We start from the raw sequence: 17,367 nt of genomic DNA, 5'->3' as shown, positions 1-17,367 counted from the left end.
GAACGCGTTGATCGCGATGAGAGAGGTGTGAGGCATCGAGGTCCGCGGCGAGCAGTTTAGCCGTTTCTTGACGCTCGGGGCTGTTTTGGCCGGTGGGATCGTCGGCGAGCCAGATGTGGCCGAGTTCATCGAGGGGATAACCGCCGACCCAATCGGCGACGAGGAGGCCGCCGTTGTTCGCGAAGCACAGACCGATGCCCATGATGCCGCTGTGAATGACGCGTTCGTTTTTCATGACGAAGGACGCGCCGCTCGGAGCGAGCTGGAAGGCGGTCATCGCGCCACTGGGGAATTGATCGAGGATGAAATGGCCGCGCAACGAGGCACCGAGTGCGGTGCCGGGCTCGTGTGCGAAGCCGGCGGGGCCGTTCGAGTAGTTTTGCAGCGGCGGGGTGTGATACGACGGCAGGCTGACGCCAGCCGCTACGGTCACTCTCCCACCACGCTGACCACAATGCTGCGCGTATGCAGCGCACGGCGGTGCTCAAAGAGAAAGATGCCCTGCCAAGTGCCGAGCGCGAGGCGGCCATTCACCACCGGAATGACTTCCGACGTTCGCGTCAGCGCCATGCGTAGATGACTCGGCATGTCATCCGGCCCTTCGTGCGTGTGGACGAAGTAGGGCGTGTCTTCCGGCACGAGATGATCAAAGAAACTGTGCAGGTCGGTGCGTGCCGAGGGATCGGCGTTCTCGTAGATCACGAGACTCGCGCTGGTGTGCTGCACAAACACCGTCGCCGTGCCCGTGCGGATGCCGCTGGCTCGCACGATCTGCTGGCAGCGCTCGGTGATCTCGTAGGTGCCCTTGCCTCGGGTTGAGATGGAAAAGTTGTCAGCGTGTGCGGCCATGTGGGTCTTGTAGCTGCGCTCGCCAGAGCGCGGAGTTCGGGTGTTTGCGCGAAAAGTGCCAGATGCATTCTGGCGAATGCAGCCACGGCATGAGTTAGAAGCAGCCTTGCGTCAAATCAAGCAGGGCACTACCGAGATGCGCGGCCACATCGCCAGCACAGACGGCTTCTTGTGCCATGCGTTCCTCAACCACAACGCGTTCAGCCGCGCGACCGCACAACCACGCCGCGAGACCCGCGCATTGATGCAACGGCACGTGCTGCGCAGCCAAAGCCGCGCACACGCCCGATAAAACATCGCCCATGCCGCCACTGGCCATGCCCGGGTGCCCGGTGGAGTTGAATAGCGTCGGCTGACCGCGTGTGGCGATCACCGTGCGTGCGCCTTTGAGCAGCAGCGTGCGGCCCGGAGCGGTTTCGGTGAGCGCTTCGACCACTTTGCGACGGTTCATGCCATGCCAGCCGGGGAAATTGCGCAGCAGGCGGTCCAGTTCGCCGGGATGCGGCGTCATGAGGCGTGGCAGCTTCCCGGTCTTATCCAGCACCTCAGGATGTTGCGCCAGCATCGTCAGCGCATCCGCATCGACGATCACCGGCAGCTTCGATTGCTTCAACACTTCAAGCACTTCTTTCTCGTGATCAAAACCCAGCCCTGGACCGATGGCGAGCGCATCAAAGCGCATGTCCAGCACGTCACGATAATCATCCACGGCCTTCACCATCACCTCCACCGGCATCCGGGAAGCGATGAGCGGATACACATCCTCTTTCACCAGCAGCGTGACCAAACCCGCACCGGCACGCAATGCGCCACGGCATGCCAGCTCCGCCGCACCGAGAAATCCCGGCGATCCGGCGATGATGCCAACACGTCCGGCCTCGCCCTTGTGCATGTTATGGGCACGACGTGGCAGCCATGCACGCAGCAACACCGGCGTGAGCGCTTCAGCATGCGCATCGCCTTCGACGTTCGACAATTCACGCAGCGGCACCAGCGCGATGCGGCCCACAAAATGATCGGCACCGTCTTCGAGCAGCCCCGCCTTGATCTGCGCCACCACGGCGGTCACATCGGCTTCCACGGCATCTTCACAGGCATCACCATGGTCACCATCGAGGCCGGAGGGAATGTCCATCGCGATGGTCAGCGCATGCTTCTGCCTACGCAGCGTGTTCATCTCACGTGCCAGCGCCTGCAACTCCGGTTTCATCGGCCCCTGTGCGCCGATGCCAAGCAAACCATCGAGACTCACGACCGGCCCGGGCGCAAAATCGAACGTCGTCGCATTGTCAATGAAGCGCACATGACTACGCAACATCGTCAGATGCCTGCGCGGTAGTTCCTTCATCGCTTCCGGCGCACAGCACAGCCGTGCATGCAGCTTCCAGCCATCCATGACCAGTTCACGCGCTGCGACGAGTGCATCGCCTGCGTTGTTGCCCTTGCCCAGAAACAGCACCAGCGATCCCGCATGCGGTGCAAACTGCCGCACCACGTTCGCGATTCCGCGCCCCGCTTCTTCCATCAATGCCGCCGCACCCACCCCGCGTGCGAACGCGGCTTCCTCGCATTGCTGCATCTGACGGCAGGTGACGATCATGGGCGTTCTGCTGCATGCAGGAGCAGCGCTTTGAGTTCATGGGCAGAGGTCATGGTGATCTCTGCTGAGTTCGTGGCGAGACGGGGGATCACACGGGTTCCTTTAGCGGTCGTGTCCAGCGCACGCGTGATGCGCCGCAACTGGTTGATGTCCGGTGATCCCAGCACAAACAGATGCATCAGCCGTTCGTCATCGCGGCTCATGCCTTCCCGCAAATTCTGCAAGGCTTCCCCCGTGTCGGGAATCACTGCAAACCGCAGTGAACGCACGACGGCTTCGCCCGTGACCTCATGCGCGATGCTCAAGGCTTCGGAGATGGCCTGGGCAGTGCCTTCGAGACGCGTGACATCATCGTTGTAGAGCGCCAGCACCATCACGATCTCACGCGGTCGTGTTTTACCGGTCAGTTCGGCATCGATGTTGGATTGATCCGTGCCGAATCGCGTGCGGCGCACCGTGTAGCCCATGTTCTCAGCGCCCATCGTTGATTCGAGATAACCGGGGATGCTCAGATCACGGTCCGGTTTGCTCAGCGCTTCGCGTACGATGTCCGTATGTCGCTGGATGCCTTCCGCACTGATCGTTCGCCGCAGTGCCATCGCATACTTGAACGAGCGGTCCGCCGCTTGATCCTTCTTCCATTGCCAGATGCCAAAGGAAGCGATGCCGAGCAGAATCGTGCCCGCCGGCAGCATGACGAGGGCGAGACGGATCCAGCGTCCAGGATCAGCGGTGGTTGAGGGGGCTTCAGTCATGGAGCAGGCACTCCATAGCGAGATTCGGTCTCTTGCCACCGCATTTGCAGTTTTCAGTTCCGCCATTCTCAGTTCTTCCATGCTTGGCGTGAGGCGGGATGGAAGAACTGAAAACTGCGAATGGCGGAACTGTAAAGGGTTCTGAACCTCCCCCTTGAAACTGCGTTCGTCCTGCGGCATGTCCGCCGCCCTCTTACAACCATGTCCGCCGAACGAAAAACTCTCGAAGAACGCGCTCAGATGTCTGACATCGATCGCCTGCGCCACTCCTGTGCCCATGTGATGGCCACCGCCATCCTGCGCCTGTGGCCGAACGCCCAGTTTGCCTACGGTCCGCCGGTCGAAAACGGCTTCTACTATGACTTTGACCTGCCGGACCATCGCATCACGCCGGATGACTTCGAGAAGATCGAGGCGGAGATGAAGAAGATCTCGAAGGAGAACCAGAAGTTCGAATGGAAGGGCATCAGCCGTGACGAAGCGAAGGCGATGGCGCAAAGCGGTCGTCTCGGCGGTCTGACCGAGCGCCCGGGCAATCCGAGCGTCTTCAAGCTCGACCTCATCGACAAAATTCCTGAAGGCGAGCAGATCTCCTGCTTCCAGAATGGTGAGTTCATCGACCTCTGTGCCGGACCGCACGTCGGCTACAGCGGCAAGTGCAAACATGTGAAGCTCATGTCGGTCAGTTCGTCCTTCTACATGGGCGACGAGAAGAAACCGCAGCTCCAGCGCCTCTACGGCACCGCGTTCCCTTCCAAGGAAGAACTCGAACAGCATCTCGTGCAGCTCGAAGAAGCGAAGAAGCGCGATCACCGCAAACTCGGCCGCGAATTGAAGCTATTCCACATCGACGAAGCGGTGGGGCAGGGTTTGATCCTGTGGACGCCGAATGGCGCGATCCTGCGCCAGGAACTGCAAAACTTCATCAGCGAGGAACTGCGCAAGCAGGGCTACAGCCAGGTCTTCACACCGCACATCGGCAAAGTCGGCCTCTACAAGACCAGCGGCCACTTTCCTTATTACAAAGACAGCCAGTTCGCCCCCGTGATCGAGAACGACGATCTCGCGAAGGTCATCAAAGAAGGCTGCGGCTGCTGTGAGGTGATGGAACGCCTCGGTGCGGTCTCCGCGAAGATGCGCCAGGAACTCAATGAGCGTGCTGGCAAGGAAGTCGTGCCCGAAGATCGCGTGCTGCCGGACGAGCAGCTTCTCGACGGCTTCCTGCTGAAGCCGATGAACTGCCCGCATCACATCAAGATCTACGACAGCCAGCCACACAGCTATCGCGACTTGCCCGTGCGCCTCGCCGAGTTCGGCACCGTGTATCGCTGGGAGCAGAGCGGTGAGTTGAACGGCCTCACTCGTGTCCGCGGCTTCACGCAGGACGATGCGCACCTCTTCTGCACCGAAGAACAAGTCGCCGCAGAAGTGCTCGGCTGCCTCAGCCTCGTGAAGATCGTGCTCAGCACCCTCGGCATGACGGATTACCGCGTCCGCGTCGGTCTGCGTGATCCCGACAGCAGCAAATTCACCGGCAATCCCGAGCAGTGGGACAAGGCCGAAGACGCCTGCCGCAAAGCCGCCGCCACACTCGGCGTGCCGTTCACCGAAGAGCCCGGTGAAGCCGCGTTCTACGGCCCGAAGATCGACTTCGTCATCAAAGACGTCATCGGCCGCGAATGGCAGCTCGGCACCGTGCAGGTCGATTACGTCCTGCCCGTGCGCTTTGATCTGACCTACAACGGTGCCGACAACAAGGCGCATCGTCCCGTCATGATTCATCGTGCGCCCTTTGGCAGCATGGAGCGCTTCTGCGGCGTGCTCATCGAGCACTTCGCCGGTCATTTCCCGACCTGGCTTGCCCCCGAGCAGGTCCGCATCCTCACCATCAGCGAGAAGGTCGATGCCTTCGCCGATGAAATCTTCGCTCAGCTCAAAGCCGCCGGCTTGCGTGTTTCGCTCAACAACGACGCCGACAAAATCGGTGCCAAGATCCGCAACGCCCAGCTCGACAAGATCCCTTACATGCTCGTCCTCGGCGAAAAAGAAGCCGCTGCCCAAAGCGTCGCCGTCCGCCACAGCAAGAAAGGCGATCTCGGCGTCAAACCGGTCGCCGACTTCCTCGCAGAGATCACGGTGGAGGTGAAGGAGCGGAGGATGTGAGTTGCTCCCATAAACCAAGATTCCTCAGCACCCCGAACCTTGCTGACCTGCTGGGGAAAGAAAAGTGAACATCAATCGGGTGGGCACTCCTGACTGCCGTGACGATCACATTATCTTCGTGAACATCCGTGACCAGAATCCTGCCGGCTGAACCTCCATCCACCCAAAATCTGGATTGATTGCTGCCCTGGCGTTCATGGCTGAGGCCTTGTGCTTCGAGCAGGTCAACCATCTCCTGCCATGCCGGATGCCGGCCCTCAATGAACGGCTGAGTCAGCAGGACGTGAAGATGGGATTGATCCAGGCAGAAGCCCCGCAGCCGAATATCATCACCAAAGAAGTGATTGGCCAGGATGTGGTCGGTCAGGTATTCGAACAGCAGTTCTGCAGGTTTGTAGAAAACCTCGCAGGTCTCCGCATCAAACACCCGAGGGTCATAGTCTTTGAGCACGCAGTTCATGCCTTCAGGCGCGACAACCAGATGCTCCATGCCTTTGCCAACAAACTCCGAATTTTCGATCAGGCAGCGGGCGGCTTGAGCATCCAAGATCAGGCCCGTGTCATGGCCGAAACGGGCGAGTGCGCGTATTTCCTGCTCTGTTGGATCCGCTGGATGGCCGCTTGGGTGATCGGCCCCTGCGTGAGCAACTGCTGCCGCCGCGCTTCGGAGAAGACCCTGCGGACCTCCAAATAAGGCTTCAGCGTTTTCGAGGTGTTGAGATTTGAGGCCATGATGCTGTTCCAAACCGGCGGAAGGTGCGGTGATGCCTGTCGTGGCGCAAGCGGAATGTCCGATCGGCTAGCTGGCTTGATCTTTAGGCCGTAGCCAACGTTCGCCAGAACGTGGTCAAGGAATGGTCAAGAGGTTAAGGTGTGGTCAAGAGCACGACGCTTGACTGCTTGACCCTCTTGACGGCTTGGCTTCTTCCCCAGCTCAAGGCACAAACTGCAACGACCCCAGGATCTTTGGCACGGCAGAAACCTTGGAGATGTGCTGTCCGGTCGAGTAGAACGAGAGCACCCAGACACGGTTGTTGTAGGGCACATGTACTTGTAAGATCGACTGTGATTTGTCGCGTGTGGACGCCTCGCAGCGGAAGGCGTTGGCGCCAGCCAGACCGAACATGCCGGAGCGCTCGATCTTGGTGAAGCCCCCTTCGGCCAGCGTGCGCTGAATGCCTTTTTGATACGCCGCGTTCGCCACCAGCGCGTCCTTGGAGCCGGGGTCATTCGCACCCAACGGGCCGACGATGACAAAGCGCGGGTTCCCGTTGTTGGCAGCCGCGAAGAGCAGGGTGTTGGCGGGCGCGGTCTTGGCAGTCCTCCAGCCATTCGGCACAGTGACCGCCAGATGGTGCTTGGGCAGGGTCACCGTTTCACCATCGGGTCCCGGCGTGTACTTCATGGTGGCGGTGTTTGCGCAGCCTGTCAGTGAGAGGGCGGCGAGCAGCAGCAGGGCGGGGAGTCGGGTCATAAAAATCGATTTGTAGGAATCATCAAGGAGCGGCGAAGAGGGGAGGCAACTCGAAATTTGGGCAGAGGCGCAGGTTGTGGCACGTGATGCAGGGAAGTGGCGGCCGTATTGAAGGGGAAACGCGGCGGCGTTGGGGTGCTGCAAAGCGTTAAGAGGCCACCTGACTGCCCACCGATCACCGAATACCGATCACCGAATACCGATCACCGGTACGTCTTCACACTTCCAACTGAATCCCTAGCTCGATGACCTGCCGTGGGGGCAACTCGAAGTAACCGGTGGCAGGGCGCGAGAGGCGAGAGAGCATGACGAAGAGCTTCTTGCGCCACTGCGCCATCTTGCCGGGGCCGTTGGTGAGGAGCACTTCGCGGCTTTGGTAGAAGGTGATGCCGTTGCGCTTGACCTTGGTCTTCTCGCCCATCGCGGTGCAGAGATCGTCGAACACGTCGGGTGATTCGGAGAAGCCGTAGCGCAGCAGCACGCGGTAGAATTGATCGTGGTACTCGCTGATCTCATGGCGGGCGGCGGCCTCGACGTAGGGCGCGTCCTCAAAGCGCACGGTCAGCAGCACGACCTGCTGATGCAGCGCCTTGTTGTGCTTCAAATGATGCAGCAGCGCCAGCGGCAGGCCGTCGGCGCTGGCGGACATGAAGACGGCGGTGCCCGGCACGCGGATGATGCGGTCCTTCTTGATCTCATCGACGAGGAACTCCACCGGCAGGCGGCCACGCTGCATGGTTTGAAACAGAATGGCGCGGCCATCGGTCCACGTTTTCATGATGATCCAAATACTGAGACCAATGACGAGGGGGAACCAAGCGCCGGCGAAGAATTTGAGCAGGCTGCCAGAGACGTAGCCGATCTCAGGGATGAGGAAGATCACTAGCGGGATAAACGCCTTCCAGAACGGCCAGAGCCAGACGAACCGGGCGACGAGGAAGAAGAGGACGCTGGTGAAGGTCATGTCCATGGCCACGGACAGGCCGTAAGCGGCGGCGAGATTGGTGGAGGACTCGAAATGAAAGACCAGCGCGAGGCAGGCCACCATGAGGAGGTAGTTCACCTGTGGCATGTAGATCTGGCCGCGCACGTCAGGATTGGTGTGAATGATCTTCAAGCGCGGCAGGTAGCCGAGTTGCACGGCCTGCTGCGTGAGGGAGTAAACTCCGGTGATCATGGCCTGTGAGGCGATAATGGTGGCGGTGGTGGCCAGCAGGATCACCGGGATCAGAGCCACCTGGGGCACCAGGCTGAAGAAGTGGTGGTAGCCGGGCTGTAGCGCAGCTTTGACGTCGGAAAGCACGAGCGCACCCTGGCCGAGGTAGTTCAACATCAGGGCCGGCAGCACGATAAAGTACCAGCTCCGCACCAACGGCGGGCGGCCAAAGTGGCCGATGTCCGCATACATGGCCTCGCAGCCGGTGACGGCCAGCAAAACGAGGCCCATGAGCACGAAGCTTTCATGCCCGTGATGCAGGAGAAAATTAACCCCGTGATGCGGTGACAGTGCGGCGAACACGCCGGGGTAGCTGCTGATGTTGATGATGCCTAGGACCGCCAGGGTGATGAACCAGAGCACCATGATGGGGCCACAGGCCTTGCCGATCCGGGCAGTGCCATGACGCTGCAGCAGGAAGAGTCCGAAGATGATCGCGGCAGAGATGGGCACGACGTAATTGGCCAGCCCGGTGCCGAGCTGGGCATCCAGCAGGGCCAGGCCCTCGACGGCGGAGAGCACCGAGATGGCCGGCGTGATCATGCCGTCGCCATACAGCAGGCAGGCACCGAAAATGCCGATCAGCACGATGGTGCCCGTGGTCTGCGGCTTGAAAGAGCCTTTCGCGGAACGGAACAGCGTCAGGAGCGCAAACATCCCGCCCTCCCCCTGATTGGTGGCATGCGTGATGAAGCCGAGATACTTGAAGCAGACCATCACGATCAGCGACCAGAACATGAGGGACAGCGGTCCCAGCACGCCAAGCGGATCAGCCACCGAGGGCGGGGCGTGATGCAGGCATTCCTTCAGCGCGTAAAGCGGACTGGTGCCGATGTCTCCGAAAACCACACCCAAAGCCACGAGGGCCAGGGTCCAACTGTTTGAGTTTTTGTGTTCTGACATGAAGAGTCTCCAGGTCGTTCCCGGAGCCCTGTTTGATTGAGGGACTGCCGTTCTTAGCCAGCCGGGCGGTGGATGCAAGGGACAGTTCGGCGCATGCAGCCGTGCAAACGAACAGCTCCGCCAGTGCTACCCTGCATTCTCACACTACCTGGTGAAAGCAGGTCGCCCTGTGTTCGTGGCCCGCACGCCAAAGTGCTCAGTTTGAATTTCCCCTGGTGAGTTTGACTGAGCACTGAGAACTGAGCACTTCATGCCACGCGAGGGTGTAAGAAATGCAGGCTACTTCAAACCCAGCTTCGCCACCTCCGCCGCGCTCAGCGCCCGGTCAAACACCGCGATCTCATCCAGCCGGCCTTCCCAATTGTTCTCGTTGTCGCTGCGCCCGCCGAAGAAGACGCCCGGGATTTTCACCACGGCGGCTGTTCCTTCGATTTCAAGGCGGTCATTCAGATAGACGCGCACCGCAGTGCCATCACGCACGAGTGTGACACGCTGCCAGGTCCAACGCCAGGGCGGCACTGCGGTCTTGGCAACGAGGATGGTTTCACCGGCTTGGAAGACGAGCCTGCCGGTGTTGCCGCTTTTTCCACCAATGCCGAGATGCTCGCCGAAGGCGCTGATGCCGTGGTTGTGGTCGCGGGAGTAGAACCAGCCGCAGAAATCGCGGCCGTCTTCGGGCATGCCATTCCAGATCCACATCGAAACGGAGTACTTGTCAGCCACGGCGGTCATCTGGGAGCACAACCGTCCGCCAACGAAGTGCGGCGCACGATTGACATCTCCCGCGCAGAACCCCTGCGAGTGCGGCCCGTCGATCGAATGTGGACCGTCGAGGTAGTAGGCCACCCCACCCTCATAGGCGGCATCGCGATGATGTTGGGTCGCATCAGCGGCCACGGGACCAGTAAACTCGTTCAAACGCCAGAACGACACCGGCCCGAGATCCATCACGGCCTTCGACGCAGGGCCAGCACTGAGTCCCCACGGCTTGCGCGGCGCTCCACTGACCGTTTCGAGCAATGTGATCGCCGTCTGCGTGATCTTCGGCTCCGCCATGACTTCAAGACCCGCAGATCGTGCCGCCCAAGTGTTGTAGCCGCCCCACGCATGCATTTCTGGCGGCGGGATGTAGCCGTCGCCACCATTCGCCAGCTCGATCACCATGTTGTGCGGCAGCGGACTCGCCGCTTTGACTTTCAAGCCGGTGATCGCATACGTTTCATTCGGTGTCGTCGCGATGCCGATGTCGCCGATGCGCAACGCCTGCACCACGATCTCCGTCTGCTGCCGCTCATGCAGGATGATCTGCTCACGCGCATAAACTTCCGTCGGTGTCTTCGCTGCGCGTTCGCCCATCGCCGCCACGATGCGCTGTGCCCATTCGAGCCGCTGCTTGTCCGGCACGCGGTATTTTAACGTCATGCGCTTCTCCGCCATCGCGACTACAGGTTCGTCACCATACTTGATGCCTGCGTAGGCCTTCATCGCGATGTCCAGCAGCCCATGCGTGTATTCGTTGATCGTGGGCTTGGGACGCTGCTCCGCCGGCACCTTGTAATCGACGCGATAAATGTCCCCGCTGCACCCATGCGACATGATGCCCACCATTTGGCCCTGCGGGTCGATGCGCTGCTTCAATCCCTCCGAAAACAGGCCAAAATAATCGGCGCTGATGTCCTTGTCGCCGAAGTAGTGCATCGAAAAATTGCCCAGCACCGCCAGCGGCTTGCCATCCTTCGTCTGAATCGAGATCAACGACAGATCAGGATCTTCCGGCCCCGCTTCACCCACGGCCTCATCCCATTTGGCACCCGCATGCATGGCGGCGCGCACCGTTTTGTTGCCGAAGGGGTCTTCCGCGATGCGGTCCGGCCGGCGAATCCACTGCCGCAGCGCCGTGAACTCCGCCGCGTTCGCCTTTGCGAATCCGATTCGGGCTGGCACCATCGCCGCCTGCGCCGCAGCGATGGCCTCGACGAGCTTCTCCTTCAAAAACGGCACATAATTCGGATCAGGATCGGTACCCAGGCATCCCATCGACGCCGGGGCCGAATGCGCATGCGTCGCCGAGATCAACATGTGATCCGTCGCGATGCCCGTTTTCGCCGCCGCCATCTTCTTTGCCTCGTCGAGCACTTCACGGCTCATCATGCAACTGTCCGCCACTACGATGGCGATCTGTTCTTTCCCATCCGTCGCCACGATGGCCCGCGCATTCACCCGTGTGTTGATCTTGTCCACATAGCGGCTCAACATGCCGCCATTGACCAACACCGGCAGCTTCTGCGGCGTGATGTCAATGACCGCGGCCCCGGCTTTGAATTCAGCGTGAAGGGAAGTTGCAGTGAGAGCAGCGATGATGGTGAGAAATGGAAGGCGAAGCATGCGTGATGATACGAGTGAGCTGGGATGGCTCTTCCGTGCATACGTGAGTCTGGTGGACGTTCGATTCACCCCACACCCCGGCCCTCTCCCCAAAGGGGCGAGGGAGAATTTCTGATTCCCTCGCCCCTTCGGGGAGCGGGTGAGGGTGAGGGGCCGCTTCGAATCGCTCCGACGTGTTCGAAAAACCAATTCACTTCCCCGTCATCTTGAGAAACGCTTCCGCGTATCTCTTGCCCAACTCCCTGAACGATGCCGAATCGAAGTGAACCTTGTCGCCTTTATGCTTCAGCTCCTCGGCACTCACAAAAGCCGTGTGTGGCACTTTCTTCGCCAAGTCTTGATGTGCCTGATCCACGATGACCTTCTCCGGTGTCCACGGCACGCCGTCGAATTTGCCCATCTGCCCGGCAATGAACGGCACTTCGGGCGCATTCAGCTCCTTGCGCAAGCGGACGACGAGATCATGCAGCTTGGGTTCGTAGGCTGGAGCGAGATCGGGCAGCGAATCGCCCTCGCCTTGGTGCCAGAGGATGCCTTTCAACGTACCGGATTTCAACGCGATGGCCGCACGCTTCGCCATGTCATCCCACGGATGGCTTTTCGTCGGCGCGTAAAACACCCCCGGCTGCCACGCGTCAATGTGCGAGCCGCCGACAGCGCACGGAATGAGCCCAATCGTCACGCCGGGATTCGCCTCGGCAATGATCTGACCGAAGGTTTTGCCGAGACCGACGCCGACAGCCGGTTTGTCGAAATGCATCGGATCAACCGCCGGAACCCAGGTGCCTTCCTTGCTCAACATCAACACACGCGGATGCGGTGTCTTGTCCTGCTGCTCCACGGTGCCGCGTCCGGCCATGTTCGACTGCCCGACGAGCAGGAAGAGGTGGAATTTGTCCTTGGCTGGAAGCGGGGTGTCTTGTGCGGCGGCCAAGCCGACGAGTGAGAGAATGATGAAGGCGAGTTTCATGGATCGTTGGTAGATTCGACTGGCAGTCGAATGGTTTGGGGAACGGGGAACTTCGATTGCCAATCGAAGCTACTTCAACAGCCACTCCGTAGCAGGGCTCTCGGGATCTTTGCCTTCGCCTTTGATCCAGCGCAGGTGCGGCCCGTGGAGATTGATCATGCCGGGCAGGTCGAGGTATTTGGCACCGCCAGGGAGGAACATCGGATCGCGGTAGTCGAGGACTTGGCCGAAACGGAATCCATGCGTGTCCACAGCCGCGCGATCCACCGCTTCGCCGGTCAAAGCGCGAGCCGCAACGGCGATGGGACCGGTTTGTGCTCCGAAGGCAGCGATGCAGACGGTCTTCGGACTCGGATGCGAGCCAACCTTCGTGTTTCGCAGGAAAGTGACGAGCGTGAGCACGTCATGCGTCCGCTGGGCGAAGAGCGCGTGGTTGTAACCATGCGTGTAACCGGCGAACTCACGCGGATTGGCAACCACGCGCGTTTGTTTGAGCGGCTCGCCACCTTGGAAGAGCAAATCGACTCCCAAAACGGCAGCACCACCGGAGACGAATTCCTTCACTTGCTTGTTGGCTAGGCCGGCCTTGCCCGCGTCATCGAGCCAGATGACCACGCAGCCATTCCACCGCTTCGGATAAAGCCAGGTGACATTCAGTTCCTCGTTGTAGGTCTTGTTGGTCAGCGTGCCGGTCATTTCGAGATGGTCGCCACGATCCTGTTTGTCTTTGAGCGTCCATTCGACCTCGCCTGCTTTGTCATAGGTGCGGCCGATCACAATTTCGACGGCTTGGCGCAGGATTTGTGGGTCAGCGTCACGTAGTTGCTTGTCAGAGTCGTCAGCGAAGTATTTGAGCAGCTTGCGCTCGAAGTCGGGATCAGCGGCTTTCGGTGCGGGGTGTTTGTCGTCCCAGACGGTGAGCTGCTCCTTGGTGAGCGGTTCGTAGTCCTGTTCGATCACCGGCGAGGGCTGGCCGAGTTTGAAGTGCTTGTTGACGAAGGTGTAGAACGCGGAGCGCGTGACGGCGTTGTAGTTGTGCGGAAAGTGCTCGCCGCGCAGGAGCATGACGTTGTCTTTTTTGCCGTGCGTCTCGTAGAGCTTCTGCAAATCAGGAAAGCCCTTGGTGGCCATTTCTTTGGTCCAATCATTCGCCGTGTTCATGCCCTGGGGTTTCGGTGCGAAGAGGCCGGCGAATTCGACGTTGCCGGTGCCGATGCGGAGCAGGCTGGCGTTTTCACAAGTGCAGCCGCCCTGCATCGCGGTGCTGACCATCACGCATGGGAAGGAGAGCTTGATGCGGTCGTCGATGGCCGCGAGCAGCATCGTCTGCGTGCCGCCGCCGCTTGCGCCGGTGATGGCAGTGCGCTCGGGATCGACCTCGGGCAGCGAGAGCAGGAAATCGAGGCCGCGCACGGCGTTCCAGGTTTGCAGACCCATGATGGATTGCATATGCGACTCTGCCTGCGGGCTGTAGAGGCCCCAATTCTCCGTCTTGTTCGCCTCCGGGCGTTGTTTGGCAAAAGTATGGACGATCTCACGCGAAAACTGGATGGAGTCCGAGTCGCTGAGCATGTCCCACTGCCAGACGACGCAGCCCATGCGCGCGAGTTGCACGCAAAGCGACTGAAAGATACTCTTCCCACCGCGCTCGAAGCGCTCGCCGCCTGCGGCGATCTCTCGACGCACCACGTCATCGGTGGACAGTGAGAGCCGCGCATCCTTCCAATGTCCGTGCGCGAACATGACGCCTGGAACCTTGCCTTTGATGTCCTTAGGCTTCCACAGGCTGCCGGTGACGAAGAAACCAGGCGCGCTCTCGAAATAGACCTTCTCCACCGTGAAGCCATCGCCCTCCACTTTGCCGTGAATGACCGCGTTGAGCGGCGTCTTCGTCGGCATCGGCCACAAACCCTCGGCCACGAGGATCTGGCGGCGTACATGGTCTTTCCGCACGTCCCATTCACTCAACGATGAAGGCGGATTGAAGGGAAAGTAGCCGTTGAGGTCTTTCGGCGGCTGAAGGCGGATATCTTCACCCTGGGCGAGCGCTGCGGCGAAGAGAGCGAGGAGGAGCGTGTGTTTCATAGTTGGGTAAGTGACCGCACTCAAACGGCGCGAGCAGACGAAGTTCATCACGAACGCGATGAAGTGACAATCACAATCCCTTCGTCTTGCTGCCCTCAATGCGCACCATGCCGCCGCCTGGATGGCCCGCTGGTCGCTCCCGACGATGTCCGCGTCCTTCGTGCCGACGGTGATGGTCAAAGTCTCCTCCCACGTTGGCTGAACCGTCGTGCCGCCGCTCGGCTGGCGGGGAATCGTGACCTCCGTCCGCTCTGCGGCGAAAAGCGAGGACGTGAGCGCGAGGAGGCGCAGCGTGGGTTTCATGCGGGAGTCACGGTGAGATCACCCAACTCCCTTCACTGGCATGATATGCAGATGTTACGCCAGGGCAGCGATTCCACGCTCGATCTCCCCCAGGCTGGCGAGCACTTCATCAAACGAGGGCGGATCAGTGAAGAACATCGCTTTCATGCGGGCGTAGTCTTCTCGCCACATGGATTCCTGAGCGGTGGATGGCACCAGTTTCAACTCGGCAGCGGTCAGATTGGCGTAGTCCATCCATTTGTAACCAAAGAACGCGGCACGATGCTGCCGCACGTTGTGAAACAATGCCGTCATGCCCGGTGCCTTCACGATTTCGGGCTGCTGCCAGAGGCGATGCAAGTCGTAGAGATGCCGGGCCTGAAATGCGGCAGGCGGTCGATCTCCCGGTCGGCAGAGTTGCTCATGCACGAGAGCTGCCTTCTCCCAAAAAGTGCGGGCGGGAGACACTGTAGGCACGGTGATCTCCGTTCCCTCCGCCAGTTGGGCAAAATGCTCCACTGCATACGGACGGAAGCTTCGTGGTTCCATGGGCCATCCTTCCGCTCGACCACTCAGCTCCACTTTGACCGAGGGTCGGTTGTAGTCCTCAGGGGCCAGTAAATCGGTTTGCGGGTAGTGAACGTGGATGCAGAAAGGATCGCGTGCCTGCTCCAGCGGCTCCAGTTCGATTCGAGGAGAGCCTGGCAGGCTGGCGATGGCTTCTTGAAGCACCGGTCGCAGCTTCGTTTCAATCGCCACCCGGCAATTGCGGCGGAGTTTGGTGAGACGCTTCTCGACCTCCTTTGGAGGCAGTCCGGGCTCACCAGGATCTTTTTCGTCTTCAAACCACTGCCGGGAGATGGAGAGGTCGATGTCCTCCGAGAAGCGCTCGATGATGCGCCATGCCTTGCTCAGCGAGGTGCCACCGCGAAAGGTGAGGTGCTGACGGGTTTCGGCATGACCGAAAAGCACTCCCAGCGTCCAGCATACCCAGAAATCCTTCTCCAGATGAAATGGCGGCAGACCGGATCGCGCCGCAGCCTCGGTGAAAAGATCACGCCGGTCACGGGCCCTGAGCTGAGCGATGGCGTTCATGGCTGCGTGTTGGGGTTCAGCGCCACCTGACGAAAGACCGATGACATCCATGCTGGTGCGAGCGGGATGTCCTGGAGCAATTGCGCTTTTTCCTTCTCTTTGAGCCGCGAGCGAAGCCGCCGGATCACCTCCTCATCCACATTTTTCTGTCCGAGGAACCGCAAGGCCTGAATGACTGTGCCGCTGGCACGACCGGCGGTCGCCAGATTACGTGTCGTGGTGCGCTTGAGCACCACGGACAGCTTTTGGATCATCGCCCGACGCGGCGGCCCATCGGTGAGGTATTCGATCCGGGCAGGCACCTGGGTGGTCAGGCCCAGCAAGTTCGCTGCATGCGCCCCGGCGGGAATCAATCGCTGCGCGCCCCGGCGTGCCAAGGCCTGCGCCACCGCCTCCGGCTCCGGCGAGAGCCTGCCCAGCACCGGGCTGACTTTTGGCAGGGCATACACCCCCCGATCCACCCGCTCCAGCGTGCCCTTCTTTACCAGCCTGGACAGTACCTGATCCACCGCTGCCCGGCTGCCGAGGTTCAGAAAGTCCGCCGGACACGCCGCCGTGCCACGCCCACGGCCCCGCAGGCGCTTCAGGATTTCATTCTCAAGAGATTTCATGGCTGGAGAATACCCACATCTTGTCAGAAAAAGAAGGTGTTTTTTCTGACAAAAAGCGATCTCCGCTGGTTCGGGTCGGCAGCGGCTCGCCGTAGTAGCGGAGGAAGAAGGCACGTCCGCGTTCTTTCTCGGGAAGGCCGACGGGGATCGACGCCCGGACATTGGCGCTCATATTCAAAGCCCCAAAAGGAGGAGATTGGCGCGGCATCGCGGTAAAAAGCATCGCGTTCACCCTCCGGAGGGGTGTCTTCACTGCAAAACCCGTGTCACCATATTTGCTTGGGTCGATCTTGTTGATCACTGGGCTTTAAGGCGGAAAAACGCCGCATTGTCTGGAACCGTGAAACGAAACTCCATCTTACCCTGACCGTTGATCTGCGTCTGTGGGGCCGTCATTGGAAACGGAACGAAATGGCTGAGGTCCGTCGATTTCTCGACGCCGAATGTCAGCATGAACTCTCCCGTGGTGGCATTCAGTTGGATCAAGGGTGTGCCTACGTTCAAGTCCTGGACCTGGCTGGACGTATAGAGCCCGTTGAGATTGGCCGTGGAGAAGTAGGTGTTCACCATTGCTGCTTGATTCACCTGCCAGTTGAAACCGAGGGGTGCGAGTTGGAACTCCTGCCAGTCGTTCATGCCGTCACTGTCGGTGTCGGTGGTGGACGAATAGGCTTGGCCGGTTAGTGCGATGTCGAAGGGAGCTTCATCGGCATCGTTGCTGGTGATTTGGAGCGATGCGATCTTTGTGCCTGCGGTGGTCGGCGAGAAGACCAGGGTGAAGGTAGTGCTATCCCCAGCGGCAACCGAAGCAGCCAAGACTGCCGTGTTGAGTGTGAAGTCGGCGGAGCTGACTCCTCGTGCGCTGTGGAGCGCCACAACCCTCCGAGGTGGAATACCTCGGCCATCTGGAACCGTGTTCCGGGTGAGAACTTAAAGTAACTGCGTCGCCGTGAGGCGGGGTGGAGAGCAACCAAAAGAA

Annotated in this window: 14 protein-coding genes and 1 pseudogene; 1 reads left to right on the top strand and 14 read right to left on the bottom strand. The window is 60.3% G+C overall.

From position 1 onward, the window contains the following. The 4 genes and pseudogenes from ACKVY0_RS04830 to ACKVY0_RS04815 all read right to left on the bottom strand — a co-directional run. A pseudogene (locus tag ACKVY0_RS04830) lies at positions 1-433 on the bottom strand (hypothetical protein); the annotation flags it as partial. Beyond that, entirely contained in the window at positions 430-849 is a 420-nt protein-coding gene (locus tag ACKVY0_RS04825; RefSeq protein ID WP_409213660.1) for a secondary thiamine-phosphate synthase enzyme YjbQ, read from the bottom strand. The gene ACKVY0_RS04825 and the pseudogene ACKVY0_RS04830, both read right to left, overlap by 4 nt. A 94-nt stretch (positions 850-943) precedes the next feature. Beyond that, complete coding sequence (locus tag ACKVY0_RS04820) at positions 944-2,449, bottom strand: NAD(P)H-hydrate dehydratase (RefSeq protein ID WP_409213659.1); 1,506 nt, start codon at positions 2,447-2,449, stop codon at positions 944-946. Further along, positions 2,446-3,204 carry a hypothetical protein gene (locus ACKVY0_RS04815; protein ID WP_409213658.1) on the bottom strand — a complete coding sequence of 253 codons (759 nt, stop codon included), beginning with the start codon at positions 3,202-3,204 and terminating at the stop codon, positions 2,446-2,448. Before ACKVY0_RS04815 ends, ACKVY0_RS04820 begins: the two co-directional genes overlap by 4 nt. Positions 3,205-3,405: 201 nt before the next feature. Here ACKVY0_RS04815 and thrS point away from each other — a divergent pair, with 201 nt between their 5' ends. Beyond that, the gene (gene thrS / locus ACKVY0_RS04810) at positions 3,406-5,367 is read left to right on the top strand and encodes a threonine--tRNA ligase (protein ID WP_409213657.1); all 1,962 of its coding nucleotides are present in this window, start codon (positions 3,406-3,408) and stop codon (positions 5,365-5,367) included. Here thrS and ACKVY0_RS04805 read toward each other — a convergent pair. From ACKVY0_RS04805 to ACKVY0_RS04760, 10 genes are all read right to left on the bottom strand, one after another. Beyond that, a complete protein-coding gene (locus tag ACKVY0_RS04805; protein WP_409213656.1) occupies positions 5,336-6,112 on the bottom strand; it encodes a hypothetical protein in 777 nt (258 codons plus the stop codon). The genes thrS and ACKVY0_RS04805 overlap by 32 nt on opposite strands. Before the next feature lie 189 nt (positions 6,113-6,301). Next, on the bottom strand, positions 6,302-6,841 hold the full coding sequence (locus ACKVY0_RS04800; RefSeq protein ID WP_409213655.1) for a hypothetical protein: 540 nt from the start codon (positions 6,839-6,841) through the stop codon (positions 6,302-6,304). A gap of 217 nt (positions 6,842-7,058) precedes the next feature. After that, complete coding sequence (locus tag ACKVY0_RS04795; protein WP_409213654.1) at positions 7,059-8,960, bottom strand: potassium transporter Kup; 1,902 nt, start codon at positions 8,958-8,960, stop codon at positions 7,059-7,061. A 279-nt stretch (positions 8,961-9,239) separates the two neighbouring features. Next, positions 9,240-11,345, bottom strand: a complete 2,106-nt coding sequence (locus ACKVY0_RS04790) for a LamG-like jellyroll fold domain-containing protein (RefSeq protein ID WP_409213653.1) — start codon at positions 11,343-11,345, stop codon at positions 9,240-9,242. 190 nt (positions 11,346-11,535) lie between these two features. Then, positions 11,536-12,315 (bottom strand): sialate O-acetylesterase, encoded by a 780-nt coding sequence (locus ACKVY0_RS04785; RefSeq protein WP_409213652.1) that lies wholly within the window; start codon positions 12,313-12,315, stop codon positions 11,536-11,538. 69 nt (positions 12,316-12,384) lie between these two features. Continuing rightward, positions 12,385-14,703 carry an alpha/beta hydrolase family protein gene (locus ACKVY0_RS04780; RefSeq protein ID WP_409213651.1) on the bottom strand — a complete coding sequence of 773 codons (2,319 nt, stop codon included), beginning with the start codon at positions 14,701-14,703 and terminating at the stop codon, positions 12,385-12,387. 54 nt (positions 14,704-14,757) lie between these two features. Beyond that, complete coding sequence (locus ACKVY0_RS04775; protein WP_409213650.1) at positions 14,758-15,777, bottom strand: nucleotidyl transferase AbiEii/AbiGii toxin family protein; 1,020 nt, start codon at positions 15,775-15,777, stop codon at positions 14,758-14,760. After that, positions 15,774-16,388 carry a DUF6088 family protein gene (locus tag ACKVY0_RS04770; RefSeq protein ID WP_409213649.1) on the bottom strand — a complete coding sequence of 205 codons (615 nt, stop codon included), beginning with the start codon at positions 16,386-16,388 and terminating at the stop codon, positions 15,774-15,776. Before ACKVY0_RS04770 ends, ACKVY0_RS04775 begins: the two co-directional genes overlap by 4 nt. Further along, on the bottom strand, positions 16,375-16,689 hold the full coding sequence (locus ACKVY0_RS04765; RefSeq protein WP_409213648.1) for a hypothetical protein: 315 nt from the start codon (positions 16,687-16,689) through the stop codon (positions 16,375-16,377). The genes ACKVY0_RS04770 and ACKVY0_RS04765 overlap by 14 nt, the downstream gene beginning before the upstream one ends. After that, the gene (locus tag ACKVY0_RS04760; protein ID WP_409213647.1) at positions 16,686-17,204 is read right to left on the bottom strand and encodes a hypothetical protein; all 519 of its coding nucleotides are present in this window, start codon (positions 17,202-17,204) and stop codon (positions 16,686-16,688) included. Before ACKVY0_RS04760 ends, ACKVY0_RS04765 begins: the two co-directional genes overlap by 4 nt. Positions 17,205-17,367: the final 163 nt, after the last annotated feature.

The sequence above is a fragment of the Prosthecobacter sp. genome, from assembly GCF_046154365.1.
In the GTDB taxonomy this organism is placed as follows: Bacteria; Verrucomicrobiota; Verrucomicrobiia; order Verrucomicrobiales; family Verrucomicrobiaceae; genus Prosthecobacter.
Note: the sequence above shows the minus strand (reverse complement) of the source record. Positions and strands in the feature narration are given on the sequence as shown.